This is a genomic window from Halomonas kalidii (genome assembly GCF_030010475.1).
GTDB classification, from domain to species: Bacteria; Pseudomonadota; Gammaproteobacteria; order Pseudomonadales; family Halomonadaceae; genus Halomonas; species Halomonas heilongjiangensis.
The window spans coordinates 274,109-298,860 of record NZ_JASCQN010000040.1 but is presented as its reverse complement, the minus strand read 5'-3'; the positions used below and the strand labels follow the sequence as shown (position 1 = coordinate 298,860).

At 68.5% G+C, this 24,752-nt stretch carries 22 protein-coding genes; 15 read left to right on the top strand and 7 right to left on the bottom strand.

Going from position 1 to position 24,752, the window contains the following annotated elements:
- Nucleotides 1-44: 44 nt before the first annotated feature.
- The 4 genes from QLQ85_RS12425 to QLQ85_RS12410 form a co-directional block, all read right to left on the bottom strand.
- Nucleotides 45-2,132: a TonB-dependent siderophore receptor gene (locus QLQ85_RS12425; protein WP_282739270.1), complete on the bottom strand. Its 2,088-nt coding sequence runs from the start codon at nt 2,130-2,132 to the stop codon at nt 45-47.
- A 109-nt stretch (nt 2,133-2,241) separates the two neighbouring features.
- Nucleotides 2,242-3,165 (bottom strand): helix-turn-helix transcriptional regulator, encoded by a 924-nt coding sequence (locus QLQ85_RS12420; protein WP_282739269.1) that lies wholly within the window; start codon nt 3,163-3,165, stop codon nt 2,242-2,244.
- A gap of 13 nt (nt 3,166-3,178) precedes the next feature.
- Nucleotides 3,179-3,913, bottom strand: coding sequence for a siderophore-iron reductase FhuF (gene fhuF, locus QLQ85_RS12415; protein ID WP_282739268.1), 735 nt, complete (start codon nt 3,911-3,913; stop codon nt 3,179-3,181).
- A 12-nt stretch (nt 3,914-3,925) separates the two neighbouring features.
- Nucleotides 3,926-6,037: a TonB-dependent receptor gene (locus tag QLQ85_RS12410; protein WP_282739267.1), complete on the bottom strand. Its 2,112-nt coding sequence runs from the start codon at nt 6,035-6,037 to the stop codon at nt 3,926-3,928.
- Between the two features lie 264 nt (nt 6,038-6,301).
- Between QLQ85_RS12410 and QLQ85_RS12405 the strand changes: the two genes are divergently transcribed.
- From QLQ85_RS12405 to QLQ85_RS12380, 6 genes are read left to right on the top strand one after another with little or no spacing between them, the layout of a single operon-like run.
- Complete coding sequence (locus QLQ85_RS12405; protein ID WP_282739266.1) at nt 6,302-7,090, top strand: DUF3450 domain-containing protein; 789 nt, start codon at nt 6,302-6,304, stop codon at nt 7,088-7,090.
- A complete protein-coding gene (locus QLQ85_RS12400; RefSeq protein ID WP_282739265.1) occupies nt 7,087-8,448 on the top strand; it encodes a MotA/TolQ/ExbB proton channel family protein in 1,362 nt (453 codons plus the stop codon). The genes QLQ85_RS12405 and QLQ85_RS12400 overlap by 4 nt, the downstream gene beginning before the upstream one ends.
- Nucleotides 8,449-8,453: 5 nt before the next feature.
- Entirely contained in the window at nt 8,454-8,999 is a 546-nt protein-coding gene (locus QLQ85_RS12395) for a MotA/TolQ/ExbB proton channel family protein (RefSeq protein ID WP_282739264.1), read from the top strand.
- Nucleotides 8,983-9,393 (top strand): ExbD/TolR family protein, encoded by a 411-nt coding sequence (locus QLQ85_RS12390; protein ID WP_282724036.1) that lies wholly within the window; start codon nt 8,983-8,985, stop codon nt 9,391-9,393. Before QLQ85_RS12395 ends, QLQ85_RS12390 begins: the two co-directional genes overlap by 17 nt.
- On the top strand, nt 9,390-10,145 hold the full coding sequence (locus QLQ85_RS12385) for an energy transducer TonB (protein WP_282739263.1): 756 nt from the start codon (nt 9,390-9,392) through the stop codon (nt 10,143-10,145). Before QLQ85_RS12390 ends, QLQ85_RS12385 begins: the two co-directional genes overlap by 4 nt.
- Nucleotides 10,146-10,149: 4 nt before the next feature.
- Nucleotides 10,150-11,277 (top strand): tetratricopeptide repeat protein, encoded by a 1,128-nt coding sequence (locus QLQ85_RS12380; protein WP_282739262.1) that lies wholly within the window; start codon nt 10,150-10,152, stop codon nt 11,275-11,277.
- Here QLQ85_RS12380 and xthA read toward each other — a convergent pair.
- Together xthA and QLQ85_RS12370 are read right to left on the bottom strand one after the other, a co-directional pair.
- A complete protein-coding gene (xthA, locus tag QLQ85_RS12375; RefSeq protein WP_282739261.1) occupies nt 11,267-12,094 on the bottom strand; it encodes an exodeoxyribonuclease III in 828 nt (275 codons plus the stop codon). The genes QLQ85_RS12380 and xthA overlap by 11 nt on opposite strands.
- Entirely contained in the window at nt 12,094-12,348 is a 255-nt protein-coding gene (locus QLQ85_RS12370) for a hypothetical protein (RefSeq protein WP_282739260.1), read from the bottom strand. The genes xthA and QLQ85_RS12370 overlap by 1 nt, the downstream gene beginning before the upstream one ends.
- Before the next feature lie 168 nt (nt 12,349-12,516).
- Here QLQ85_RS12370 and rhlB point away from each other — a divergent pair, with 168 nt between their 5' ends.
- Both rhlB and dinG read left to right on the top strand, forming a co-directional pair.
- Complete coding sequence (rhlB, locus tag QLQ85_RS12365; RefSeq protein WP_282724030.1) at nt 12,517-13,800, top strand: ATP-dependent RNA helicase RhlB; 1,284 nt, start codon at nt 12,517-12,519, stop codon at nt 13,798-13,800.
- A 247-nt stretch (nt 13,801-14,047) separates the two neighbouring features.
- Nucleotides 14,048-16,192 carry an ATP-dependent DNA helicase DinG gene (gene dinG, locus QLQ85_RS12360; RefSeq protein WP_282739259.1) on the top strand — a complete coding sequence of 715 codons (2,145 nt, stop codon included), beginning with the start codon at nt 14,048-14,050 and terminating at the stop codon, nt 16,190-16,192.
- Between the two features lie 73 nt (nt 16,193-16,265).
- Here dinG and QLQ85_RS12355 read toward each other — a convergent pair whose 3' ends face one another.
- Nucleotides 16,266-17,342: a 3-deoxy-7-phosphoheptulonate synthase gene (locus QLQ85_RS12355; protein ID WP_282739258.1), complete on the bottom strand. Its 1,077-nt coding sequence runs from the start codon at nt 17,340-17,342 to the stop codon at nt 16,266-16,268.
- 313 nt (nt 17,343-17,655) lie between these two features.
- On the opposite strand from QLQ85_RS12355, the gene rpoE reads away from it, so the two are divergent.
- The 7 genes from rpoE (at nt 17,656) to lepB (ending at nt 24,669) form a co-directional block, all read left to right on the top strand.
- Nucleotides 17,656-18,261 (top strand): RNA polymerase sigma factor RpoE, encoded by a 606-nt coding sequence (rpoE, locus tag QLQ85_RS12350; protein ID WP_102626320.1) that lies wholly within the window; start codon nt 17,656-17,658, stop codon nt 18,259-18,261.
- Nucleotides 18,262-18,448: 187 nt separating this feature from the next.
- The gene (locus tag QLQ85_RS12345) at nt 18,449-19,150 is read left to right on the top strand and encodes a sigma-E factor negative regulatory protein (RefSeq protein WP_282739257.1); all 702 of its coding nucleotides are present in this window, start codon (nt 18,449-18,451) and stop codon (nt 19,148-19,150) included.
- A 16-nt stretch (nt 19,151-19,166) separates the two neighbouring features.
- The gene (locus QLQ85_RS12340; protein ID WP_282739256.1) at nt 19,167-20,225 is read left to right on the top strand and encodes a MucB/RseB C-terminal domain-containing protein; all 1,059 of its coding nucleotides are present in this window, start codon (nt 19,167-19,169) and stop codon (nt 20,223-20,225) included.
- A complete protein-coding gene (locus QLQ85_RS12335; protein ID WP_282739255.1) occupies nt 20,222-20,410 on the top strand; it encodes a hypothetical protein in 189 nt (62 codons plus the stop codon). The genes QLQ85_RS12340 and QLQ85_RS12335 overlap by 4 nt, the downstream gene beginning before the upstream one ends.
- A gap of 33 nt (nt 20,411-20,443) precedes the next feature.
- Nucleotides 20,444-21,868 carry a DegQ family serine endoprotease gene (locus QLQ85_RS12330; protein ID WP_282739254.1) on the top strand — a complete coding sequence of 475 codons (1,425 nt, stop codon included), beginning with the start codon at nt 20,444-20,446 and terminating at the stop codon, nt 21,866-21,868.
- 165 nt (nt 21,869-22,033) lie between these two features.
- Nucleotides 22,034-23,851 (top strand): translation elongation factor 4, encoded by a 1,818-nt coding sequence (gene lepA / locus QLQ85_RS12325; RefSeq protein WP_282724023.1) that lies wholly within the window; start codon nt 22,034-22,036, stop codon nt 23,849-23,851.
- Between the two features lie 14 nt (nt 23,852-23,865).
- A complete protein-coding gene (lepB, locus tag QLQ85_RS12320) occupies nt 23,866-24,669 on the top strand; it encodes a signal peptidase I (protein WP_282739253.1) in 804 nt (267 codons plus the stop codon).
- Nucleotides 24,670-24,752: the final 83 nt, after the last annotated feature.

Here is a 24,752-nt window from a genome sequence, read left to right as displayed (position 1 = left end):
GCCCTTGGCGGCATCGCGCTGTCGGGACTGCGAAGACTCGGGGGTTAGAAGGAATAGCTGACGCTGGCGGTCACGCTGCGTTCGGCGCCGAAGTAGCAGAAGTTCAGGTCGAAGCAGGAGGCCACGTACTCCTCGTCCCGCAGGTTGTTGACGTTGAGCCGGGCGTACACGCCCTCGAGGCCCACCCGGCCCAGGTCATAGCCCAGGGTGGCGTCGACCAGGGTATAGTCCGGCACCTGCTCGGTATTGGCATCGTCGGCATGGATATCGGCGTGATAGCGCACGCCGAGTCCGGCGTCCAGGCCGGCCAGGGCCCCGGACTGGAAGGCGTAGTTGCCCCACACCGCGAGCTGGTGACGCGGCACCTGGTTGTCGTGGTTGCCCTGGGTGGCATCGCCGGTCTTCTCCAGGGTCACGTCGGTATAGCTGTAGGCGGCCTGCACGGCGAGGGCCTCGGTCAGCTGGCTATGCGCCTCCAGCTCGAGGCCCCGGGAGGCGATCTCGCCGGTGGCGCGATAGAAGGTCTCGTTGGGCAGCTTGGTGGAGACATTCTCCTGGGTGATATCGAACAGCGCCAGGCTGTAGCGATCCTGCGTACCCGGCGGCTGGTACTTGAGGCCGAATTCCAGCTGTTCGCCCGCGGTGGGCGACAGCAGGTCGCCGTTCTGGTCGGTGGTGCTGTTGGGGCTGAAGGAGGTGGAGTAGCTGGCATAGGGGGCCAGGCCATTATCGAACAGGTAGAGCAGCCCGGCGCGTCCGCTGAACTGGGTGTCGTCCAGGGCGCTCGCCGCCCCGCTGTCCGGGTCGGTATTGGTGATATCGACCCAGTCGTGGCGGCCGCCCAGGTTGGCGCGCCAGTTGCCGAAGGCCAACTGATCCTGGAGATAGACGCCGCTCTGCTCCAGTTCACGATGCTGACGCACCTCGGGGAACATCATGGTGGGCTGGGCCCCGTAGCGCGGGTCGAAGGCGTCGATGGGCGGGAAGGCCCCCGAGGTCCAGAGCACATCATTGTCACGCCGCTGATGGTCCAGGCCCAGCAGCAGGGTGTGATCCACGCCGCCAGCGGTCAGGCGTGCCTCGAGCTGGTTATCCACGGTCAGCGCCTCCAGGGACTCCTCGCCGCCGGAGAAGAAACGGTTGAGCTCGGTGGCGGAGGCCCAGCCATAGGCATAGACCTGGGCCAGCTGCACATCGGCTTCCGTACGGCGCAGCCGCTGGCGGGCACTCAGCGTCTCGCTGAAACGGTGCTCGAACTCGTAGCCGAGCATCGTCTGGTCACGCTCGAAACGCTCGAACGCCTCCTCGCCCTCGAAGAAGTCGTTGGCGATGCGTCGGCCGTGGCGATCCACCACGCTGCCCTCGAAGGGCAGGCCGGCGTGATAGCCGCCTTGCGGGTCGCGGTGCAGATAGGCGTGGAGGGTCAGGCTGGTGGCATCGGTGATGTCCCAGGTGAGCTGCGGGGCGATGGCGTAGCGCTCCTCCTCCACCGGGCCGAACTGGATGTCGGCGCTGCGTGCCAGGCCGGTGAGGCGGAATGCCAGGCGACGCTCGGCATCCAGCGGGCCGGTGAGGTCGAAGGCGGCACCCCGCTGATCGTTGTTACCGAGACGCAGGCGCAGCTCGCCGCCGGGCTCGAACGCCGGGCGGCGGCTGGTCTGGGCCACCAGGCCCCCCGGGGAGGCGCGACCATAGAGTACCGAGGCGGGGCCCTTGACCACCTCGATGTGCTCCAGGAACCAGGGATCGATCACCAGGGAGCTGAAGGAGCCCCCATCGCTCATCACCTTGAGGCCGTCGAGGAAGGTGTTGTTGATGCTGCCGTCGGCGAAACCACGCAGCACCAGGTAGTCGTAGCGGTTGGAGGCGCCGATCTGGTTGGTGAAGACCCCGGGGGTATAGTCGGCGGCCCGCTGCACCGTCTCGGCGGCTCGTGGCTCCCAGTCGTCGCGCTCGATCACCGAGATCGCCTGGGGCGTCTCGATAAAGGGCGTCTCGGTCTTGGTGGCGGCGCTGGCGGTCACCGTCAGGGTCTCCAGGCCTGTGGTGTTGTCCACGGCCCAGGCGGTCGGTACGGACAGGCCGGCGGCCAGCAGGGCGATGATGGGTGGAAGGCGATGCGGGCGGGGCATGGCATGCGGTCTCGTCGCGATGTGGATGATAGTGAGAATTGTTCCATCTTTGCGGTCGCAAGACGTTATGCACCCCACGCACGTGATTATGCCGGGGGCGCGAACCGGCTCAGCCGAGGGAACCGGGTGAGACGCCGTAGGCCCGGCGAAAGGCGGTGATGAAGTTGCTGGCATGGCCATAGCCGCACAGTTGGGCGGCCTGCTGCACGCTGTGGCCGGTCAGCAGCAGCTCCCGGGCCAACGCCAGCCGGCGGCGGCGCAGATAGTCGAAGGGGGGGAGCCCATAGGCGGCGCGAAAGCGACGCACCAGGGTGCTGGGGCTCATGGCGGCCTGCCGGGCGAGGTCATCGAGGCGGTGCGCCTGGGCCGGTGTCTCGTCCAGCCGGCGGCGCACTGCCTCGAGACGCCGCCGGGCGGAGTCGACCGCTCCGGGGCCGGTGTGTCCGGCCAGCCCATGGGCCAGCAGTTGCAGGGCCAGTCCCTGGTGAAGCAGGCACCTGGCCTGTCCCTGGAGCGGGCTCGAGAAGGCCTGCTCCAGGGTCGCGAGCAGCACGGGGCCGAGCCGCCAGGCATGCGGGGCGCCGGCGGAGGCGGTCGAACCGACCCAGCAGGCCATGGCCTCGGCGTCCAGGGCCAGGCTCAGGGTGCGCAGTCGCTGGCCGTCACCCTGGTGGGCCTGCAGGGGAAGGTCGCCGTCCAGCCGGGTGGTGAAGGCCTCGCCGGCACCCAGCCAGCGCAGGTCGTCGTCGAGTCCCAGGCGGATGCGTCCCTCGAGCACCGCCACCAGCAGCAGGGCGGTGCTGCCGCGGGAACGGGAGGCATAGGGGGTCAGGATCTCCAGGTCGGAGGCGGTCAGCCGGGCGCCGCGCGCCGGCCCGAACTCGTCCACGCGGCCGCGGGCCACGGGGCGCCGGGAGTCGCCGGCGCGTTCCTCGCGCTCGCCGGTCAGGAAACGGTAGTCGATATGGTGGCGCCGGCCATAGCCGAGAAAGTCGCCGACGGTATGCTGACGTGGTGTGGAGGCTGGCGCCATGGCGGATCTCCGATCATTGGGCCGCTCGGGGGGCATCGTCGCGTCGGGTCAGCGGGCAGTTGCCGCACAGTTCCAGCTCGGGCAGCAGGTAGCGCAGGCAGCACAGGCGTCGCATGCGGCAGGGCGTGTCCTGCCCGGCCTCCAGATAGCGTACCGGCCGGTAGAGGGGGTTGCGCGCGCCATCCGGGGTATGGCGGCGTTCCAGGAGGTCGAGGGCCTCGTCGCTGGTGCCCGGCAGGGCCATGGGGTGTTCGGCCAGGGCACGGGCGAAGTACTCGAAGTAGTTGCCGGCGTTGCTCCAGAAGACCCGTGGCGCGGCGCCGCTGAGGTCGGCCAGGGCCGCGATCAGCGGTGCCAGGTGCTCGATCAGGGTGGCGAAGCGCTCCGCCGCGTCTAGGGAGGCCAGGGGCCGCCCCTCGTGGGCCAGCCAGAGCCGCGCGGTATGGCCGTCGGGGGCGAGCCCCAGGTGCAGGTCCGGCAGGCCCAGGGGCAGGTCGCGCTCGAGCAGCAGATTGGCGGCGAGTCCCGGGGCGAGCAGGGCGCTGAAGTGCCACTTCGACCACAGCGATGCCACCGCCCGCCGGTCGCCCGCCCCGTATTGGGCGGCGAAGCCCGTCAGCACCCGGTCCAGGCACCCGGGGTCGAGCAGCGCCACCGCCGGCAGGGCGTCGGCGGGCGGCGTGGCGACCTCGGGAGGCGTCAGGGCCGCCAGGCAGCCGACATAGAGGCGATCCAGGGGCGATGGCATCGCACGGTCCCGTCAGTAGTCCATCGACCAGGTCAGGGTGTAGGTACGGCCGCGGCCCTGATAGTCGTAGAGGTATTCCGGGCCGTAGTAGGGCGAATAGAACATCGCCGCGCGCTGGCCCCAGACGGTGGAGTAACTCTCGTCCAGCAGGTTCTGCACGCCGAGGCTGAACGTGCCGACCTCGGTCCGCTGGCTGAGCGACAGGTCCAGGGTGGTATTGCCGTCGATCTTGCGATCGGCGTCATCTTCCAGGTCGAAGGCATGGTTGGCCTGCAGGCGTGCCGAACGCACCCGATCTCGCCAGCCGACGAAGGCCGTGGCCGAGGACAGCGAGGCATCGCGGGCGTCGCGCTTCTCCCACTTGCCCGCGTCGTTCTCCCGCTCGGAGCGCACCAGGTGCAGGGTGCCGCCGGCCTCGAAGCCATTGTCGAAGTAGTGGGTCAGGGCGCCCTCGAGGCCGTAGTCGCGTTTACTGTCGTCGATCACGTCGACGCTCAGATCACCGCTGTTGATCTCCAGGGCCTTGTCGGACCAGGCGTAGTAGGCCGCCGCCTGGGCCACCCAGTCGCCGCCCCGGTAGCGCCAGCCGAGCTCGACCTGGTCGGTCTCGATGGCGGAGAGCGGGTTGTCATCGACACTGATGCCCGGCCGGCCGTAGTACTTGGCCGGATCGGGGAGCTCGAACCCCTGGCTGTAGCGCAGCCAGTTCTGGTGGCCGTTGCCGTAGTCGTAGAGCACGCCGGCGTTGAGCAGGGTGGCGTCGTAATCGTTCTCGCCGCCGGGGATGCCGTTGAAGTCGTCGACCCCGACATCCGAGTGCTGGCGACGGACGCCGGCCGAGAGCTTGAGCGCGTCGGTCGCCTGCCAGTCGGTCTGGGCGAAGGCGGCGAGACTGTCGACCCGGTAGCCGGGATAGCGTGGTGCGATGCTGGCCTGCTCCTGTACCAGGCCGCCGGTCGCGTCTGACACGGCCCGGTCGAAGGTCATCTGGCTGGCATCGAAGCTCTCACGGTCGAGATCCAGGCCGTAGGTGAGGTCGACGCTGTCGGTCAAGCGGGCGTCGAACAGCGCCTTGAGGCCGCTGAGACGGGTGTTCTGCTTGGACGCGGCGAAGTCATGGGCCACGGGGGTCTGCCAGTTGGGCGCGGGGTAGGGGAAGGCCTGGAAGCTGGCCTCCTCCTCGCGATGGAAGGCCTGCAGGTAGAAGTTCTGGCCCAGCAGGTCGCCGTGATGGTACTGCAGGTTGACCATCTTGCGGTCGGTGGCCGGGTCGCGGTCGGAGCGATAGCCGTCGCGGATCTCGGCCTCCTCCAGGCTGGGGCTGTCGGCTGCGAGGTGCGGGAAGTAGACGCCACGGTCGCCCTCGTAGCCCGACCGGTAGAGCTGGGCGCCGAGTTCCAGGGTCTGATTGGTATCCAGGTTGAAGGTAAGGTTGCCCAGCACGTCGATGCTGCGGTTGTCCTGCAGGTCGGTCTGGGCGATGTCGGGGAAGATCTCGTTGCCGCCGGCGTCGAACTGGCGGCCGTTGTCCTGGAAGGCGGTGCCGAGATAGGCCTGCACCCGGTCGTTGCCCCCGTCGACCGACTGCGCGATGCGCTTGTCGAGGTCGTCGCTGTGGTTGACGCCGGTGGTGATGCCGGCCTCAGTGCGCCAGTCCGGGCCGCCGGCCCGGCCCTTGCGGGTGATGATGTTGATGATGCCGCCGGTGGCGCCGCCGCCGTAGAGGCTACTGGCACCCGAGAGCACCTCGATGCGCTCGATGTTGAAGGGATCGATGGCGTCGAACTGGCGGGACAGGCCCCGCGAGCTGTTCAGCGACACCCCGTCGACCAGCACCTGCACCGTGCGGCCGCGCAGGTTCTGGCCAAAGTTGGTGCGTCCCTGGGGGGCCATGTCGAGGCCGGGCACGAGCTTGCCAAGCGCGGTCTTGAGGTCGGCGCCGGCGTCGACCTGCTGCTGCAGCTCCTCCTTCTCGATCACCCACACCGCGCCCGGGATCTGGCTGATCTGGGTCGGTGTGCGTGACCCCACGACCACCATGGTGTCCTGTACGTCCTGGGCCTGGAGGGCCATGGTGGCCGAGCCGGCGATCATGGCGAGACCGAGGCTGACTCGTTTCTTCATTGTGGATCCCTTGCTGGATGGCTTGTCGTGCTCCGGCCGAGCGCGGGCAAGAATAGCATCATGAAGAATAATCTCAATGAGATTGATTTGCGTTTGTGATGTGAGAGGGCGGATCCGGCACCCCGACTCGGCTGTCCGGAGACGCTCAAGGGGGGGTATGATTGATAATTGTTTTCATTGGTGGCATCGTTTGGCCGCTTGCCTTCCAGGCCAGCCACTCGTCTAATCAATGAATCGTGTGAACATCAAGGGAGCCCGGTCGTAATGACGTTTCGACATCCACTCTTGTGTGGTGCAGCCCTCTGGTGGCTCGTGGTCGCCCCGATGGCGTCCGCAGAGACGCTGCTGGAGGAGGCTGGCCAGGCACAGCGTGCCCAGGCCGAGCTGCAGGCGCGCATCGATGCCGCCGATGACGAGATGCGTGAGCGGCTCGAGGAGCTGCGCCGGCTGGAGCGCGAGACGCGCCGGCTCGACGCCGAGAACGACCTGTTGGCCCCTCGCCTGGCGCGCCAGGCCGAGACTCTGGAGCGCCGCGAGGCGGCCCTGGCCACCCTGGCCGAGACCCGCGAGGCGCTGCCGGCGCTGGAGCGGGGCCTGGTGGAGCGTCTCGCCAGTTGGGTGAACCAGGACTTGCCGTTCCTGGTGGATGAGCGCCGGGCCCGGGTCGCCAGCCTGGAAAGTGGTCTGGCCGATCCAGAGGCGTCGGCGGCCGATCGCCTGGACCGTATCCTGTCCGCCTGGCGGGCCGAGCTCGATTACGGCCGTGAATTCGATGCCTGGCGAGGCAACCTCGAGGAGGGCGGCTCGCGTCGCGAGGTGGAGTTCCTGCGTCTCGGCCGGGTGGGCTACTACTATCTGACGCCGGACGGCCGTCAAGGCGGCGTCTGGCAGGCTGACGAAGGGCGCTGGGCGGAACTCGACGAGGAGGCGCGCCGCGAGGTGCGCCATGGCTTGCGCATCGCCCGCGACCAGCGGGCGCCCGAACTGCTGAGGTTGCCGGTCTCGCAGCCGCTGCAGTCGGCCGATGAGCCTGACAGGGGGGAGCGCTCATGAGGCGGTGGATAACCGGCGTGTTGCTGGCGGCGTTGCTCGGCTCACTGCCGGGAACGGCCCCGCTCGCCCAGGACCAAACGGGGTCCGGTACGGACGCATTGATGACGCTGCGCGCCGAGCGCGAGGCCGCCGAGGCGCGGGATCTGGAACGCCTGAATGCGCTGCTCGGGGATCGTCAGGCCCTGGAGGCCGCCCTGGACGAGGCCCAGGCCGCTTACGCCGAGGCCGAGGCTCACCACGCCGCGCTGCAGGCGCAACAGGCCGAGCAGGCCGAACGCCAGAATGAACTCGATGCCCGCCAGCGTGAGCAGGGCGACGACCTCTCGGCGGTGCTCTCGGTGCTGGCCCGGCATAGCGGTGAGCTGCGCGACGGCCTGGCCGAGAGCTGGGTGACGGTGGGCGGCACGGAACTGCCGCCCCGGCTGGACGAGGCCGAGGTGCTCGAGCGCGGCCATCTCGAAACGTTGGGCGATGCCCTGGTGGCGCTCACCGCCGAGACCGGCCGGGTGATGCGCTTCGAGGTGTCGGTGGCCGACGGCAGCGGCGATATCGCCACGCGCGAGGTGGTGCGCCTGGGCGACCTGGTCGCCTTCAGCGACGGCGAACTGCTGCGCCGCGGCGCCGAGGAGGGCGTGCTGTCGACCGTCGCGCGGACCCCACGGGAGGTGTCGCAGAGCCTGGCCGCTTTCCAGGCCGGCGAGAGCCGTACCCTGGCGCTGGATCCGACCCGGGGCCAGGTGATCGATGCGCTGTCCCAGCGCCCCAGCCTGGTGGAGCGTTTCCACCAGGGCGGGGTCGTGGGCTACGTGGTGGTGGGCCTGGGGCTCGTCGGCCTGCTGGTGGCCCTGGCCCAGTACACCTATCTGCTGCGGGTCAGCTGGACGATGCGTCGCCAGCTGCGTGACCTGAGGCAGCTGCGCGTCGACAACCCCCTGGGGCGGGTGTTGCAGCGTTTCGAGTCCCTCGATGACCCGGTGCCGGAGGCGCTGGAGGCACGCCTCGACGAGGCGGTGCTGGCCGAGCTGCCCAGGTTCGAGCGCGGCCAGGCGCTGGTCAAGCTGTTGGCCGCGGTGGCGCCGCTGTTGGGCCTGCTCGGCACCGTCCTCGGCATGATCGTCACCTTCCAGGCGATCACGGTGTTCGGCACCGGCGATCCCCAACTGATGGCCGGCGGTATCAGTCAGGCGCTGGTCACCACCGTGCTGGGGCTGATCACCGCCGTACCCCTGCTGTTCGCCTATACCGCCATGGTCGCTCGGAGCCGCCAGCTGGCTTGTGTAGTGGAAGGGCAGGCCAGCGAGGCCCTGGCCGGACGGCTCGAGCGGCGTGGGCCCCGCCTCGGGGAAGAACGGGAGTGACGGCCATGCTACCGCTTTGGCTCGAGCCCCTGGAATGGCTGGTCGAGGCCGGCGGCACCATCCTGGTGGTGATCGCCCTGGTGGCGGCCCTGCTGTTCAGCCTGGCGCTGGAGCGGGGGCTCTTCTTCCACATTACCTACCTGCGCGCTCGCCAGCGGCTGATCACACGCTGGGTGGCACGCCCCGACCATTTGAGCTGGAGCGCTCTGACCCTGCGCGAGGTCTGGACCCGGGAGCTGATCACCCGGCTGCGCCGTCCGCTGCCCTGGCTCAAGCTGCTGGTGACGCTCTGCCCGCTGCTGGGGCTGCTGGGCACCGTGACCGGCATGATCGCGGTCTTCGATAGCCTGGCCATGGCCGGTACCGGCCAGGCCCGCGCCATGGCCGATGGCGTGGCCCGGGCGACCCTGCCGACCCTGGCCGGCATGGCCGTGGCGGTGGTCGGGCTGCTCTTCACCAGCCGACTCGAACAGGTCATTCGGCGCGAGGACCAGTGGCTCCACGACCGCATGGCCGAAGCCGTGGAGGACACTCATGCGCAGACGTCGTAGTTTCACTGCCGACGAAGGCGACACCGGCGAGGTCAACCTGACCCCGATGCTGGATGTGGTTTTCATCATGCTGATCTTCTTTATCGTCACCACCAGCTTCATCAAGGAGAGCGGGGTGGAGATCCAGCGGCCGGAGTCCAGCGCAGCGAGTCCCCGGCCGGACGCCCAACTGATGGTGGCGATCACCCCCGAGGGGGCCGTCTGGGTGGAGGGTCGGCCGGTGGACGCCCATCGGGTGGGCGAGGAGGTGGCCGCCCTGGTCAGTGGCGATGGCGGGGTGGTGATCCAGGCCGATCGCGAGGCCACCACCGGGCTGCTGATCGAGGTGATGGACCGTATCCGCCAGGCCGGTGTCGAGGACGTCGCGGTGGCCGCGATCCGGGGGGCACCATGATCCGAGGGCCCGTCTCGGCCCTGGCCGGTACGTTCATGGCGCTGGTGCTGTTCTGGCTGCTGGCCCTGGTGGTGTCGCCACCCGAGGAGACGTACGAGCTGGTCGATGAGCCCATCAAGCTGAGCAGCATCGAAGCGCCCGCCGAGGAGGAGCCGGCGCCACCTACCGAGGCGCCGCCCGAACCTCCACCGGAGCCGACACCTCCGCCCGCTCCCCCCGAGCCGGCGCCGCTGCCCAACAGCACCCTCTCCCTGCCCGAACCGGAACTGCCCGAGGCGGTACCCGAGTCTCCGGCACTCGATGATTCGCTGCCGGAACTCAGCGAGGCGGTGCCGGAGCCGCGGCCCGAACCCGAGCCTCGCCCCGAGCCTCGCCCTGAGCCGGCCCCCCCGGCACCCGCCGAGACGGCCTCGGCGGAGCCATCGACGGAGGGGGGCGAGGCGCGCGACGGGGCGTCCGACGAGGCCGCGCCCGAACCCGGGCCGGTGGACGTGGGGGCCGCGACGCCGACCAGCCGGGTGCCGCCGGAGTACCCGGTGCGTGCCCAGCGCCGTGGTCTCGAGGGGCACGTGGAACTGGAGTTCCTGATCCGCCCCGACGGCAGCGTCGATCCTTCCTCGATCCGGGTGGTCGAGGCCCGCCCGCGGCGTGTCTTCGAGCAGGCCGCCGAGCGGGCGGTGGCGCAGTGGCGGTTCGAAGCGACCGGGGAGCTTCGCCGTGCACAGCAGCGTCTCGAATTCCAGCTGAGGTAACCCCATGAGACCCTGTCGACTCGCGATCCTGTTGACCGTGCTCGTTGCCGCCGGCTCCCTGCTGGCGGTGCCGTCGATGGCCGACAGCGGGCCGGCCCTGCCCGGGGATCGGATCGCCGACCTGGAGTCGCTCCAGCAACGGCTCCGGCAAGGCGAAGGCGAGGCGGTGGCCGAGCGGGCCCGGTCCCAGGCCATGCGCCTCGAGGGCGGGAATGCCGCCGACCGCTGGGCACGCGCCCTCTACCTGCAACTGGCGGCCGGCGCGGAAGCGCGCCGGGGGCGGCCGGCCACCGCCGCCGACCTGCTCAGCCACGCCCGCGGTATCGAGGCGGCCCCTGGCGACTGGCGGGCGGCGCGTCTGCGTGACGAGGCCGAGTTGCGCCGTGCGGCGGGGCAGACCGAGCGCGCCGTCGAGTTGCTCGGCGAGTGGCTGGCACAGCATGCCGGCGAGGCCGATGACCACTGGCGCATGGCGCGGCAGCTGGCCGAACTGCAGCGCTGGGAGGCGGCGGCCGAGTGGATCGCGCGAGCGCTCGAAAGCGATGACCCGCCGGACGCCTCCCGTCAGGCGCTGGCGGCGACGGTCTACCAGCGGGCCGGCCAGTCGGATGAGGCGCTGGCCCTGCTCGAGGCGAGGCTCGAGGGGGACGAGTCGCCCGCGTCATGGCGTCGTGCCGCGGCCCTGGCCCAGCGACTCGGCGAGCCCGGGCGTGCCGCGGCGATCTGGGAGGCGGGCTGGCGCCGGGGGATCCTGTCGGAGCGAGACGACCTGCGCCAGTTGGTACGCCTGCACCTGGCCGGTGGTACCCCGGCCCGAGCCGCCGAGCACCTGGAGGCAGGGCTCGCCGAGGAGCTCCTGGACGACGACGGCGAGAACCGTCGGCTGCTCGCCCAGGCCTGGGAAGCGGCCCGGGATCGCGAGCGGGCGCTGGCCGCCTGGGAGGCGGTGGCCGAGCGCAGCGACGCCGGCGATGACTGGCTACGCCTGGGCCAACTCGCCCATGCCTGGGGGCAAGAGGAATTGGCCATCCGGGCGTTGCGGGCGGCCCGCGCCCGAGGCCGGGAGGAGGCCGACGCCTGGCTCGAGGCCCTGGTGGCTGAGGCCGCCGCGCGGGAGCCGGCTAGAGACTGAAATCGGTCCATACCGGGGCGTGGTCGGAGGGCCTCTCCATGCCGCGCAGGTCGTAGTCGATGCCGGCGTCGATCACCCGCTGGGCGAGCGGCGCGGTGACCAGGATATGGTCGATGCGCAGTCCGCGCCTGGGGTCGCGCTCGAAGCCGCGGGAGCGATAGTCGAACCAGCTGAAGCGGTCGTCGACCTCGGGGTAGCGGACCCGGTAGCTGTCGGTCAGCCCCCAGGCCTTGATGCCCTCGAGCCACTCGCGCTCCACCGGCTGGAAGCTGGTCTTGCCCTCGCGCAGCCAGCGCCGACGGTTGGCCTCGCCGATGCCGATGTCGATGTCCTCGGGCGAGATGTTGAAGTCGCCCATCACCACCAGACGCTCGTCGGGGCGGTGGTCTTCCTCGAGCAGGCACTTGAGCCGAGCATAGAACTCGCGCTTGTGAGGAAACTTGACGGGGTGGTCGACGTTCTCGCCCTGGGGGAAGTAGCCGTTCCATACCGTCAGGGGGTCGCCGCCGGCCGGGCGCAGACGCATGCCGATCATGCGCCGCTGGGCCTCGTCGCCGTCGTCGGCGAAGCCGAAGTGCACCGCCTCCGGTTCGCCGCACTGGGTCGTGTCGACCATCAGCGCCACGCCGTAGTGCCCCTTCTGGCCGTGGAAGTCGACCCGGTACCCCATCGCCTCCACCGCCTCGCGGGGAAACTCGCTGTCCTGGACCTTGGTCTCCTGCAGGCCGATCACCGCCGGCCGGTGGCTCTCGACGAGCGCCTCGAGCTGGTGGAGGCGCGCGCGGATGCCGTTGATGTTGAACGAGACTAGGCGCATCAGTCGTTGCTCTCCTCGCCGGTGGTTCCACCGTCCTTCTCGTCGGGGTGAATGGCGATGCTCTCGCCGGCCTCCTGACGGGCGAGCTTGCGGGCCGCCTGCAGCTTGCGCTGCTGGCGCTTCTTCTGGGTGAAACGGGTCGACGAGGTCACCTGGTCGGGATTCTCGTGGCGCCACTTCTTGAAATCCTTGCGCTTGCCGGTGCGGATCTGCACCTTGTCGGCCAGCGAGCGTGTCTTCTTGCGGCGTGTCATGACGCAGACTCCTTGCGTATCCGGGGGCATTCTACCAGCCGGTCCGCGTGCTTCGACAGCGATCCGTGCGCGGTGCATGCGCGAGACGGGCCCTCGGCGCCGTAGACTGGTACAATACGCGTTTGTGTCATGCATCCTATCCACTGAAACGGACTAGACAGCAAGCCTATGAGCGAGTCGGAACAGATCACATCACCGGCACCGGCCCAGGATCGCAAGCCCAAGCGTCGCCGCCGCAAGCCGCGGCGTCGTCAGTCGTCGAGCTGGGACCTGCGCCAGTTCCAGGTGCCGGCCGTGGCCGGCAAGTGGCGCTTCCACGACTTCGACCTGCCGCTGCCGCTGATGCGGGCCATCCACGCCCAGGGCTTCGAGTACTGCACGCCGATTCAGGCCGAGGCCCTGGCTCACACCCTGCTGGGTGGCGACGTGGTCGGCAAGGCCCAGACCGGTACCGGCAAGACCGCCGCCTTCCTGATCTCGATCCTTGCCTACTTCCTCGAGGAGGAGGTGCCCAACGGCCAGAAGCCGGGCGCTCCGCGCGCGCTGATCGTGGCCCCGACCCGTGAGCTGGCCCTGCAGATCGAGAAGGACGCCAAGGCGCTGGCGCGCTTCACCGACCTCAACGTGGCCAGCGTCGTCGGCGGCATGGACTACCAGAAGCAGCGCGAAGGGCTGGGCAAGAGGCTCGACATCCTGGTGGCCACCCCCGGGCGCCTGCTCGACTTCCACCAGAAGCGCGACGTCGACCTGACCCAGGTCGAGGTGCTGGTGCTCGACGAGGCGGATCGCATGCTGTCGATGGGCTTCATTCCCGACGTCAAGCGCATCATCCGTCATACGCCGAAGAAGGAGGAGCGTCAGACCTTCCTGTTCTCGGCCACCTTCACCGAGGACATCCTCAACCTGGCGAGCCAGTGGACCCATGAGCCGGCCCACGTGGAGATCGAGGTCACGGTGGAAAACGCCGCCGACATCGACCAGCGCGTCTACATGGTCAGCGACGAGGACAAGCAGCGGCTGCTGGTCAAGCTGCTGCAGCAGGAGAGCTTCGACCGGGTGATGGTGTTCGGCAACCGCCGCGACCTGGTGCGCCGGCTCGACGACCTGCTGCGCAAGGCCGGCATCAATGCCGCCATGCTCTCCGGTGACGTGCCGCAGAATCAGCGCATCCGTACCCTCGAGCAGTTCCGCGAGGGCGAGATCCAGGTGCTGGTGGCTACCGATGTGGCGGGTCGCGGCATCCACATCGAGGATGTCAGCCACGTGATCAACTACACCCTGCCGGAAGATCCGGAGGACTACGTGCACCGCATCGGCCGTACCGGCCGGGCCGGGGCCAAGGGGGTGTCGATCAGCTTCGTGGGCGAGGAGGACGCCTTCTCGCTGCCCGAGATCGAGCGCTTCATCAACGCCAAGCTGCCCTGCGAGCATCCGCCCGAAGGGCTGCTGTAAGTGGTAAGAGCGGCGCTCCGCGCCTGGAAGCTGGAAGACGCGGCTGCGCCGCTCGAAGAAAGGACCGCTCGGGCTGCGCCCGAGAAGCCACCCCACTGAGCGGCGTCGGGGACGGGTCGGAGCGGAGGTCATTCTTCATGGATGAAGAATGTAGCGCCCAGGGAAGGGTTCACAGCGCCTCCGCGAAGGCCTGTCGCCGGGAAAGCCGCGTTTCTCTCGTGGTCCCCCTAATGATACAGGCGCCAGCATGCTCGATGAGGTCCTGAAGGGCGAGATCCAGACCGCCTACCGCCGCGTGCTCGAGGGGCTCGACCTCACGCCGCGCTACGGCCAACGGCTGATGATCGCCGAGATCGCCCGTACCCTGGCCGGCATCGAGAGCGACGAGGCCGGCCGGCGGACCAGCGACGAACACGTCTGCGTGCTCGAGGCCGGCACCGGTACCGGCAAGACCCTGGCCTACCTGCTCGCCGCGCTGCCGGTGGCCAAGGCCCGCGGCAAGCGGCTGGTGATCGCCACCGCCACTGTGGCGCTGCAGGAGCAGGTGCTGCACCAGGACCTGCCGGCCCTCAAGGCCCACAGCGGCCTCGATTTCGACTTCGCCCTGGCCAAGGGGCGGGGGCGTTACATCTGCGTGGCGCGCCTCGACCAGGCCCTCGACGGCGGCGAGGAGAACCCGACCCTGTCGCTCTTCGAGCAGTCGCTCGCCAGCGGCGGCGACGCCTTCCAGGCCCTGGCGCAGTCGCTGGGCGAGGCCTACGGCAACGGCCGCTGGGAGGGCGACCGCGACAGCTGGCCCGAGGCCATCGACGACAGCCACTGGCGGCGCCTCACCGTCGACCATCGCCAGTGCACCAACCGCCGCTGCGGCCACTTCGGGGCCTGCGCCTTCTTCCGCTCCCGCCGCCACCTCGACAGTGCCGACGTCATCGTCGCCAACCACGACCTGGTGCTGGCCGACCTCGCCCTGGGCGGCGGGGTGGTGCTGCCGGCCCCCGGTGACTGCATCTACGTGTTCGACGAGGGGCACCACCTGCCCGACAAGGCGCTGCAGCACTTCACCCACCGCTTCGCCGTGGGCGGCGCACTGCGCTGGCTGCGCACCCTCAAGAAGTCGCTCACCGAGCTCAACACCGCCCTGGCGGTACAGCCGACCCTGGCGCGGTTGCTGGCCGGGCTGCCCCAGGCCATCGACGCCCTGGAGCCGAGGCTCGGCGAGGCCTTCGCCCTGGGCCACCAGCTGGCCGAGCGTCCCCAGGGGCTCGCCGACGGCGAGGAGGGCCGCCACCACCGCTTCGAGATGGGCCGGGCGCCGGAGGCGTTGCGCGAACTCGCCGCCGCCCTGGTGGTGATCTTCGCCGAGCTCGCGCGCACCCTGGAGAGCATGGGCGACATCCTGCGCGAGAGCCTCGACCCGGACAAGCACACCGGGCTGCCCCGCGAGCAGGCCGAGGCCTGGCTGCCGCTGGTGGCGCTGCTGCATGGCCGTGCGCTCGAGGCCCATGCCCTGTGGCTGGCCTTCGGTGAGCAGGACGATCCCGGGGAGCCGCCCCGGGCGCGCTGGCTGACCCTCGAGCGTTTCGGTGGCGATCCCGAGCTGACCTTCTCGGCGAGCCCGGTCTCCGCCGCCCATACCCTGGCCAGGACGCTCTGGGGCAGCAGCTTCGGCGCCGTGGTCACCTCGGCGACGCTGACGGCCCTGGGGCGCTTCGAGCGCCTGCAGGAGCGCGCCGGACTGGCCAACCGCTACCGCTACCAGCGCCTGCCGAGCCCCTTCGACTACTCTCGGGCGGTGCTCAGCGTGCCCCGGGAGGCGGTCGACCCGGCCGACCGCGAGGGCCACGAGCGGGCCATCGTCGACTTCGTCGAGGCCCTCGGCGAGCAGGAGGCGGTACTGATGCTGTTCTCGTCGCGGGCCCAGCTGCGCGGCGTGGAGAAGGCGCTGTCGGCCCCCCGTCGCGAGCGGGTGCTGGCCCAGGACCGGCTGCCCAAGCGCGAGCTGATCACCCGCCACCGGGCGCGGATCGACGCCGGGGAGGGCAGCATCATCTTCGGCCTGGCGAGCTTCGCCGAGGGGATCGACCTGCCCGGTGACTACCTGACCCATGTGGTGATCACCCGGCTGCCGTTCTCGGTGCCCGACGACCCGGTGGGGGCGACCCTCGCCGAGTGGATCGAGAGTCGCGGCGGCAACCCCTTCATGCGCATCAGCGTGCCGGATGCCTCGATCAAGCTGGTCCAGGCCTGTGGCCGGTTGATCCGCAAGGAGGCCGATGCCGGACGCATCACCCTGCTCGACCGCCGGGTGCTGACCCGTCGCTATGGCCGGGCGCTGCTCGATGCGTTGCCGCCCTTCGTGCGCGAGATCGACGGGGTGCGCCAGGACGCCTGAGCGTTCGCCCCATCACGCAACAGGCCCGCCGGTTCAGATCGGCGGGCCTGTGCGGTTGCGGAGCGGTGCCTGCTCAGGCCGCGGTACGGCGGGTCAGTACCGGGCTCAGCTTGTCGTGCATCTGCTTGAAGGTCTGCACGGTGGTATCCCAGTCGATGCAGGCATCGGTGATCGATACCCCGTACTGGAGCCGGCTGCGGTCCTCGGGGATCTTCTGGTTGCCCCAGCCGATGTTGGACTCCACCATCAGGCCGATGATCGAGCGGTTACCCTCGAGGATCTGGTTGGTGACGTTCTCCAGTACCAGCGCCTGCAGGGCCGGGTCCTTGTTGGAGTTGGCATGCGAGCAGTCGATCATGATGTTGGGCTTGACCCCGGCCTTCTTGAGTTCCTGCTCGGCCAGCGCCACGCTGACGCTGTCGTAGTTGGGCTTGCCGTTGCCGCCGCGCAGCACCACATGGCCGTAGGCGTTGCCGCGGGTGCGGATGATCGCCACCTGGCCGGCCTGGTCGATGCCGAGGAAGTTGTGCGGGTGCGCCACCGACTGCAGGGCGTTGACGGCCACGTCGAGGCTGCCGTCGGTGCCGTTCTTGAAGCCCACCGGGCAGGAGAGGCCCGAGGCCATCTCCCGGTGGGTCTGGGACTCGGTGGTGCGGGCGCCGATCGCCGACCAGCTGATGCAGTCCTGCAGGTACTGGGGCGAGATCGGGTCGAGAGCTTCGGTGGCCAGCGGCAGGCCCATCTCGGCCAGTTCCACCAGCAGCCGGCGGGCGATGTGCAGGCCCTCCTCGATCTCGAAGGAGTCATTGAGGTGCGGATCGTTGATCAGCCCCTTCCAGCCCACGGTGGTGCGCGGCTTCTCGAAGTAGACGCGCATCACGATATAGAGGCTATCCTTGACCTCATCGGCCAGGCGGCGCAGGCGGCGGGCATAGTCCAGCGCCGCATCGACGTCGTGGATGGAGCAGGGGCCGACCACCACCAGCAGGCGTGGGTCACTGCCGTCGAGGATCCGCTGGATCGTCTCGCGGCCCTCGATCACCGTGCGTTCGGCGGCCTCGGTGAGCGGGATCTCGTTCTTCAGGGCCTCGGGAGAGATCAGGACGTCCTGGGCGAGGACGTTGAGGTTGTTGACCTGCTGCTCTGACATTGTGCTACCTGTGTCGTGTCTGCGCTGATGGCGATGAATAAGAATAGTGGGCTCTACTATCGCCCGTGGGCATGGCAAAAATCAATCGCGCCGGGAACCGTTGAGATCCCGGCGTGTCCCAGCGCGGGCATCGTCGGCGAGGGATTCGGCTTGATGCACGCGCCAGAAACGGGAACACTTGTGCCACTTCGGCTCCGGCCTTCGACTATCAGCTGCCTCAGGGCTTCAGGTTGACACTATGCATGCTTTACTAGTCCGCTCGCGGCGACTCCCTGGCAACCCGTCATGCTTCTCTCGGCCGGGGAGGGCGTGAATGGGCACTCGGGAGACCGATCAGCAACTCGTCGAGCGCGCCCAGAAGGGGGACACTCGTGCCTTCGACCTGCTGGTGAGAAAGTACCAGCACAAGATCATCGGGCTGATCGGTCGCTATGTGCACGATCATGCCGAGGTCCAGGACGTGGCCCAGGAGGCCTTCATCAAGGCCTACCGGGCGCTGGGCAAGTTCCGCGCCGAGAGTGCCTTCTATACCTGGATGTACCGGATCGCCATCAATACCGCCAAGAACTACCTGGTCTCCAAGGGGCGTCGTCCCCCGGGCAGCGACCTCGACATCGTCGATGCCGAGATCGTCGATCACAGTGGCCGCCTGGCCGACATCGAGTCGCCGGAGGCGGCGATCGCCCGGGACCAGCTCGAGGCCGCCGTCTTCGAGGCGATCGAGAACCTGCCCGACGACCTGCGCACCGCCATCACCCTGCGCGAACTCGATGGGCTCTCCTACGAGGACATCGCCCAGATCATGCAGTGTCCGGTGGGGACGGTGCGCTCGCGCATCTTTCGTGCCCGGGAGGCGGTGGATCAGCATATCCAGCCGTTGGTGACCACGTCGCGCAACCGTGAGCCGATTCCCGAATGAGCGACTCGATCAAGGTTTTTGACGAATTGCTGAACTGTCCGGCGCTTACGGCGTCAGAAGCAGTGACCGGCCCACCGGTAGTGGGTTCTAACATGTCGGTATCGCCAGGCCGTGGCCTGGAATGCCGATCTTCCAGGCTGTCAATGGACGCAAGGCAGGGCGCCTTGCGAGTGCGAGGGTGTGAAGAATGAGTCAGAACGCACGGGAATCGCTTTCTGCCCTGATGGACAACGAAGGTGATGAGCTCGAGTTGCGCCGGGTGATGAAGTCGTTGGACGACTCTCCTGACGCGGCCGAGACCTGGCGACGCTACCATCTGATGCGCAGCCTGATGCGACGCGAGCCGGGCGTCGATCTCGCCACCGATCTTTCCGCCGGTATCATGGCGCGACTCCAGGACGAGCAGGCGCCACGCCTCGAGTCCGTGGCACCGGCGGTTCGCCGCTCGCTGCCGTTTGCCCGCAGTGCCGGCATCGCCGCCGCGGTGTCGCTGATGGTGATCTCCGGGGTGCAGTTCTACCAGGGCGGTGGAGGCGACGATCCCGGCCTGGCTTCCGGCCCGACCAGTCAATCGGCGCCGGCCTCGCTTGCCACGACCGAGGGGGGCTCCGGCACTTCGGCGCGCCCGTCGCTGGTCGACCTGCCGCTGTTCCAGGCGCCCATGGGGGCTTCCGGTGGCGGCCAGGGGCTGATGACCGTCGGCGCGGGGGCCGAGTCACCCATGTTCATGGCGCCCAATCCCCGCCAGTCGTTGCGGGCCGACGAGGAGCAGGCACGCCTGCTGCAGTCCTACCTCGATCGTCACGCCGAGGGCTCTTCCTATCGCAGCGGCGACGCCTGGATGCCACTGCTGCGCGCCTCGGGTGGCAAGACGCTGGGCACTCGCTGATGCCGGGAGTGTGCTGATGCGGACCGGGCTGTTCGTCGTTCGCAAGCGTCAGGTACGGCGGTTGGTGGCGGCATCGCTGCTCGCCGGGGCCGGTCTGGTGCTCGCCGTCGACGCTCCGGCTTTGGCGGCCGACGCCGAGGGCGGCGACCGTTTCGATTGCCGTGAGTTGGCCGGCCGGGAAGCCCCGGAAACTGCCATCGACTGGTTCGAGCGCAGCCTCTGGGCCAGTCACTGCTACGTCTTCCAGGCGCGTGCCGTGCGGATCGGTTATGACGGCATCAGGACCCTGGCCCTTTCCCACCACATCGAGGATGGCATCGAACGCGAGATGGCCAGTTTCCTCGATGGCCCGCCGCTGGTCTTCGAGCGTCGCGGTCGCATCGGTCGCTTGAGCTGGGCCGAGGCGGACGGCGAGGCGCCTGCCTCGCCGTCCGGGATCGCCGCCCACCTCGACGGCCTCTATCGCCTGCAACTGGGTGGCGAGGAGCGCATTGCCAGCCGTCGCACCGTGCGCCTGGACATCGACCCCCTCGACAGCTTTCGTTTCGGTCACCGGTTATGGCTCGACGCGACCACGGCCCTGCCCCTCAAACAGGTCCTGCTCGACGAGGCGGGGCGGGTTGTCGAGACCTTCCAGTTCACCGAACTCGACCGGCCGCGGCTCCATGACGGGCATGTGGTCCTCGACCGCTACCGTGAGGCGCCGTCCGATCCCTGGGACATCGGTTGGCTGCCCGAGGGGTTCGTGCCCCAGCCGGTGGACACCCGCAGTTCGCGGCACGCAGACACGGTCGATCATCGGCTCTATAGCGACGGTCTCTCCACCCTCAGTCTGTTCGTCGAGCCCATCGAAGGGACCGATGAACTGCTGGCCCCGGGGATGCACCGCCTCGGCGTCTCCCATGCCGCCGTACGTCATCGCGAGTTGGGTGGGCAGCCCCGGCAGGTGGTGGTGATGGGAGAGCTGCCGCCCCGCGTGCTGCTGCGTGTGGCCGATACCCTGGAGTGGCGCGCCGAGGAGGCTGCCCCATCGGCGGTGACTCATGACGGCGGAGTCGCGGAGGAGGGGCCATGAGCGCCGGACCGCGGCAGACTCTGTTGGCCGTGAAAGCCGGGATGGTCGGCTTCACGGACCACCTCCGGGGCTTGGTTTCGCGACATGGCGTCACCATCTTCGTCGACGTGGCGATCCTTGGACCAGCCACGGTGGCCGGTCGGGCCCGACGCGTCGGCCTGATCCGCCAGTCGCCGATCATATGACCATTTCCTCTTGATCATTCGCAGGAGCACTCCATGAAGCGCAAGACTCGACATCTATCCCTGTGGATGCTGCTGGCCGCGACCCTGCTGGCCTGGCAGTCGGCCATGGCCCGTGAGCTACCGGACTTCACCGAACTGGTGGAGCAGGCGGCCCCGGGGGTGGTCAACATCTCCACCACCCGGATGGAGCGGGGCCGTGAGGATCCCTTCGGCGGATTCGGTGGCCAGGAAATACCGGAGATCTTCCGTCACTTCTTCGGCGATCGCTTCCCGGCGCCGCCGGGCGGCGGTGGCCAGGGACGCCCCCGGGAGCTCCAGTCGCTGGGCTCCGGCTTCATCATCAGCGAGGACGGTTACATCCTGACCAATGCCCATGTGGTACAGGGGGCCGACGAGATCCTGGTGCGTCTCAACGACCGCCGGGAGCTCGCCGCCGAACTCATCGGCGCCGATGAGCGCACCGATGTGGCGCTGCTCAAGGTGGATGCCGACGACCTGCCGCCCCTGACCCTGGGGGACTCCGATGCCCTCCGGGTCGGTGAGTGGGTGGCCGCGATCGGTTCGCCGTTCGGTTTCGACTCCTCGGTGACGGCGGGCATCATCAGTGCCATCAACCGTACCCTGCCGCGGGATGCCTATGTCCCCTTCATCCAGACCGATGTGGCCATCAATCCGGGCAACTCCGGGGGGCCGCTGTTCAACCTCGACGGCGAAGTGGTAGGCATCAACTCCCAGATCTTTACCCGCAGCGGTGGCTTCATGGGGCTCTCCTTCGCCATTCCCATCAGCGTGGCCATGGACGTGGCCGGCCAGTTGCGCGATGACGGTCGCGTGAGTCGCGGCTGGCTCGGCGTGATGATCCAGCCGGTCTCCCGTGACCTGGCCGAGTCCTTCGGCATGGACAGCCCCAGTGGCGCGCTGATCGCCGATCTGGATCCGGAGGGGCCCGCGGCCCGTGGCGGCCTTCAGGCCGGCGACGTCATCCTCGAGGTGGATGGCGACGAGGTCGATCGTTCCAGTACCCTGCCGCGACTGATCGGCCGCACGAGCCCCGGCAGCGAGGTGGACCTGGTGCTGCTGCGTGACGGTGAGGAGCGTCGCGAGACGGTGACCGTGGGCGACTGGCCCGATGCCGAGGGTCGAGACGTGACCCGTGCCGAGCAGGGTGGACGTCAGCCCCGGCTGGGCCTGGCCGTGAGCGAGCTCGAGGCCGAGGAGCTCGAGCGGCTCGGTATCGAGGATGGCGTGCTGATCCGGGAGCTCGATCCGAGTGGTGCCGCCGCCGCTGCCGGCATCCGTCCGGGGGACGTGTTGGTCAGCATCGACCATCAGATCGTGGGCAGCGCCGACCAACTGGTCGAGGTGGTGGAGTCGTTGCCCTCCGACCGCGCCGTGCCGGTGCGTCTCTATCGCGACGGGCGGTCGTTGTTCGTCGCCCTGCGCCTCGCCGATGACTGAGACTCCCCCCGGCGGGCGTCCCTGAAACCGCCACCCGACGGCACGCGCCGTCGGGTTGCTGTTCCTGCCAGGCGCATCCCGCTACAATAGCGCCCATTCTCTTTCCCGCATGCCAGCGTCACGACGCCCGGCCGTGGCCCGACACCAACCAGCAGAAGCGACTCGATGTCCCAAGACACCCCCTCCGATCAGCTCAAGCATATTCGCAATTTCTCGATCATCGCCCATATCGACCATGGCAAGTCGACCCTGGCCGATCGCCTGATCCAGACCTGCGGTGGCTTGAGCGAGCGTGAGCTCAAGGAGCAGGTGCTCGACTCCATGGACCTCGAGCGCGAGCGTGGCATCACCATCAAGGCCCAGTCGGTGACGCTGGACTACCACGCGAAAGACGGCAACACCTACCAGCTCAACTTCATCGACACCCCGGGACACGTCGATTTCTCCTACGAGGTATCGCGGTCGCTGTATGCCTGTGAAGGGGCGCTGCTGGTGGTCGATGCCGGCCAGGGCGTCGAGGCGCAGTCGGTGGCCAACTGCTACACCGCCATCGAGCAGGGGCTGGAGGTACTGCCGGTGCTCAACAAGATGGACCTGCCCCAGGCCGACCCCGACAAGGTCTCCCACGAGATCGAGGAGATCATCGGCCTCGATGCCACCGATGCCTGCCAGGTCTCGGCCAAGAGCGGCATGGGCATCGACGCGTTGCTCGAACGCCTGGTACGCGACATTCCGCCGCCCAAGGGGGATCCGGGCGCGCCCTTGCAGGCATTGATCATCGACTCCTGGTTCGACAACTACCTGGGGGTGGTGTCCTTGGTCCGGCTGTTCGACGGCACCCTGAAGAAGGGCGAGAAGATCCGCATCAAGTCTACCGGACGGGACTGGCAGGCCAACGAGGTGGGGATCTTCACTCCCCTGCGTCGCGAGACCGGTATCCTGCGGGCCGGAGAGGTGGGCTTCATCGTCGCGGGCATCAAGGAGATCCAGGGGGCGCCGGTGGGCGACACCATCACCCATACGAAGACCCCGGACGTGGAGCGCCTGCCCGGCTTCCAGAAGGTCAAGCCCCAGGTCTATGCCGGCATGTTCCCGGTCAGTGCCGACGACTACGAGGACTTCCGTGACGCCCTGGAGAAGCTGGCGCTCAACGACGCCTCTCTGGAGTATGAGCCGGAGAACTCCGACGCCCTGGGCTTCGGTTTTCGGGTCGGTTTCCTCGGCACCCTGCACATGGAGATCATCCAGGAGCGTCTCGAGCGCGAGTACGACCTGGACCTGCTCACCACCGCGCCCACCGTGGTCTACGAGCTGGCCATGAAGAGCGGCGAGGTGATGTACGTTGCCAACCCCTCCAAGCTGCCGGACATGGCCGACGTGGAGGAGATGCGCGAGCCCATCGTACGGGCCAGCATCCTGGTGCCCCAGGAGTTCGTCGGCAACGTCATCACCGAATGCGAGCAGCGTCGTGGTACCCAGCGCGACATGCAGTTCCTCGGCAGTCAGATCCAGCTGGTCTACGAGTTGCCCATGTCCGAGGTGGTGATGGACTTCTTCGACCGCCTCAAGTCCATCTCCAAGGGCTATGCCTCCCTGGACTACAGCTTCGAGCGCTTCCAGGCGGCCAAGCTGGTGCGTCTCGACGTGCTGATCAACGGCGACAAGGTCGATGCCCTGGCCGTGATCATCCATCGCGATCATGCTCACGGCCGAGGGCGGGTGCTGGTCGAGAAGATGAAGGAGTTGATTCCGCGTCAGATGTTCGATGTGGCCATCCAGGCCGCCATCGGCGGTCAGGTGGTGGCCCGCTCCACCGTCAAGGCGCTGCGCAAGAACGTCACGGCCAAGTGTTACGGCGGTGATGTCTCGCGCAAGAAGAAGCTGCTCGAGAAGCAGAAGGCGGGCAAGAAGCGCATGAAGCAGGTTGGCCGGGTCGAGATTCCCCAGGATGCCTTCCTCGCCGTGCTCAAGGTAAATGACTAGGAACGGATGACCGCATGGACTTCTCTCTACTGCTGGTGGTGGCGGTTGCCGTCACCGGCCTGATCTGGCTGCTGGATCTGGTCTGGTGGCGCCCGGCACGACGGCGGCGCCTGGCGACCGCCGAGGCGGGTACCACCGAGGGGCTCGACGAGCGTGCCCGCGAGAAGGCGCTCAAGGAGCCGTGGCCGGTCGACTACTCCCGGTCGTTCTTCCCGGTGCTGCTGGTGGTACTGCTGTTGCGCAGCTTCGTGGTCGAACCCTTCCAGATCCCCTCGGGCTCCATGCGCCCGACCCTGGAGGTGGGGGATTTCATCCTGGTCAACAAGTTCACTTACGGCCCGCGTCTGCCGGTGATCCATACCCGCCTCGTCGAGCTGAATGAGCCCGAGCGCGGTGACGTCATGGTGTTCCGCTTCCCCGACGAGCCCTCGGTGAACTTCATCAAGCGCGTGGTGGGCTTGCCGGGGGACCGGATACGCTACGAAGGCAAGCAGCTGTACGTCAACGGCGAGCCGGTCGCCAAGATGCTGCTGGATGAGGCGGGGGCCGAGGCCCCCGGCGAGCTGCTGCTCGAGGAGCGCCTGGGCGCGCTGGCTCACCGTATCTACAATAATCCTCGAGACCCGGGGCCGCAGATGCGCGAGCTGGTGGTTCCCGAGGGTCACTACTTCACCATGGGCGACAACCGCGACCACTCCAACGACAGCCGCTACTGGGGCTTCGTGCCGGAAGAGAACATCGTCGGCCGCGCCTTCGCCGTGTGGATGCACTGGGATGGCGGTCTGCCCAGCTTCGGCAGCGTACGGCGCATCCACTAGGCTTGGTCGACCTGGCCCGGGCACGCTGTTTCCTCGTGCCGGGCCCTGCCCGTGTCCCGAACCTTTCAGCCCCGACATCGATC

Coding starts and splice junctions, on each gene's coding strand:
- QLQ85_RS12395 (WP_282739264.1), top strand. CDS start 8,454: ATGCTACCGCTTTGGCTCGAGCCCCTGGAATGGCTGGTCGAGGCCGGC.
- QLQ85_RS12425 (WP_282739270.1), bottom strand. CDS start 2,132: ATGCCCCGCCCGCATCGCCTTCCACCCATCATCGCCCTGCTGGCCGCC.
- QLQ85_RS12335 (WP_282739255.1), top strand. CDS start 20,222: ATGAGCGCCGGACCGCGGCAGACTCTGTTGGCCGTGAAAGCCGGGATG.
- QLQ85_RS12355 (WP_282739258.1), bottom strand. CDS start 17,342: ATGTCAGAGCAGCAGGTCAACAACCTCAACGTCCTCGCCCAGGACGTC.
- QLQ85_RS12410 (WP_282739267.1), bottom strand. CDS start 6,037: ATGAAGAAACGAGTCAGCCTCGGTCTCGCCATGATCGCCGGCTCGGCC.
- dinG (WP_282739259.1), top strand. CDS start 14,048: ATGCTCGATGAGGTCCTGAAGGGCGAGATCCAGACCGCCTACCGCCGC.
- QLQ85_RS12400 (WP_282739265.1), top strand. CDS start 7,087: ATGAGGCGGTGGATAACCGGCGTGTTGCTGGCGGCGTTGCTCGGCTCA.
- rhlB (WP_282724030.1), top strand. CDS start 12,517: ATGAGCGAGTCGGAACAGATCACATCACCGGCACCGGCCCAGGATCGC.
- QLQ85_RS12345 (WP_282739257.1), top strand. CDS start 18,449: ATGAGTCAGAACGCACGGGAATCGCTTTCTGCCCTGATGGACAACGAA.
- fhuF (WP_282739268.1), bottom strand. CDS start 3,913: ATGCCATCGCCCCTGGATCGCCTCTATGTCGGCTGCCTGGCGGCCCTG.
- QLQ85_RS12340 (WP_282739256.1), top strand. CDS start 19,167: ATGCGGACCGGGCTGTTCGTCGTTCGCAAGCGTCAGGTACGGCGGTTG.
- QLQ85_RS12405 (WP_282739266.1), top strand. CDS start 6,302: ATGACGTTTCGACATCCACTCTTGTGTGGTGCAGCCCTCTGGTGGCTC.
- QLQ85_RS12370 (WP_282739260.1), bottom strand. CDS start 12,348: ATGACACGCCGCAAGAAGACACGCTCGCTGGCCGACAAGGTGCAGATC.
- QLQ85_RS12390 (WP_282724036.1), top strand. CDS start 8,983: ATGCGCAGACGTCGTAGTTTCACTGCCGACGAAGGCGACACCGGCGAG.
- QLQ85_RS12330 (WP_282739254.1), top strand. CDS start 20,444: ATGAAGCGCAAGACTCGACATCTATCCCTGTGGATGCTGCTGGCCGCG.
- lepA (WP_282724023.1), top strand. CDS start 22,034: ATGTCCCAAGACACCCCCTCCGATCAGCTCAAGCATATTCGCAATTTC.
- lepB (WP_282739253.1), top strand. CDS start 23,866: ATGGACTTCTCTCTACTGCTGGTGGTGGCGGTTGCCGTCACCGGCCTG.
- xthA (WP_282739261.1), bottom strand. CDS start 12,094: ATGCGCCTAGTCTCGTTCAACATCAACGGCATCCGCGCGCGCCTCCAC.
- QLQ85_RS12420 (WP_282739269.1), bottom strand. CDS start 3,165: ATGGCGCCAGCCTCCACACCACGTCAGCATACCGTCGGCGACTTTCTC.
- rpoE (WP_102626320.1), top strand. CDS start 17,656: ATGGGCACTCGGGAGACCGATCAGCAACTCGTCGAGCGCGCCCAGAAG.
- QLQ85_RS12385 (WP_282739263.1), top strand. CDS start 9,390: ATGATCCGAGGGCCCGTCTCGGCCCTGGCCGGTACGTTCATGGCGCTG.
- QLQ85_RS12380 (WP_282739262.1), top strand. CDS start 10,150: ATGAGACCCTGTCGACTCGCGATCCTGTTGACCGTGCTCGTTGCCGCC.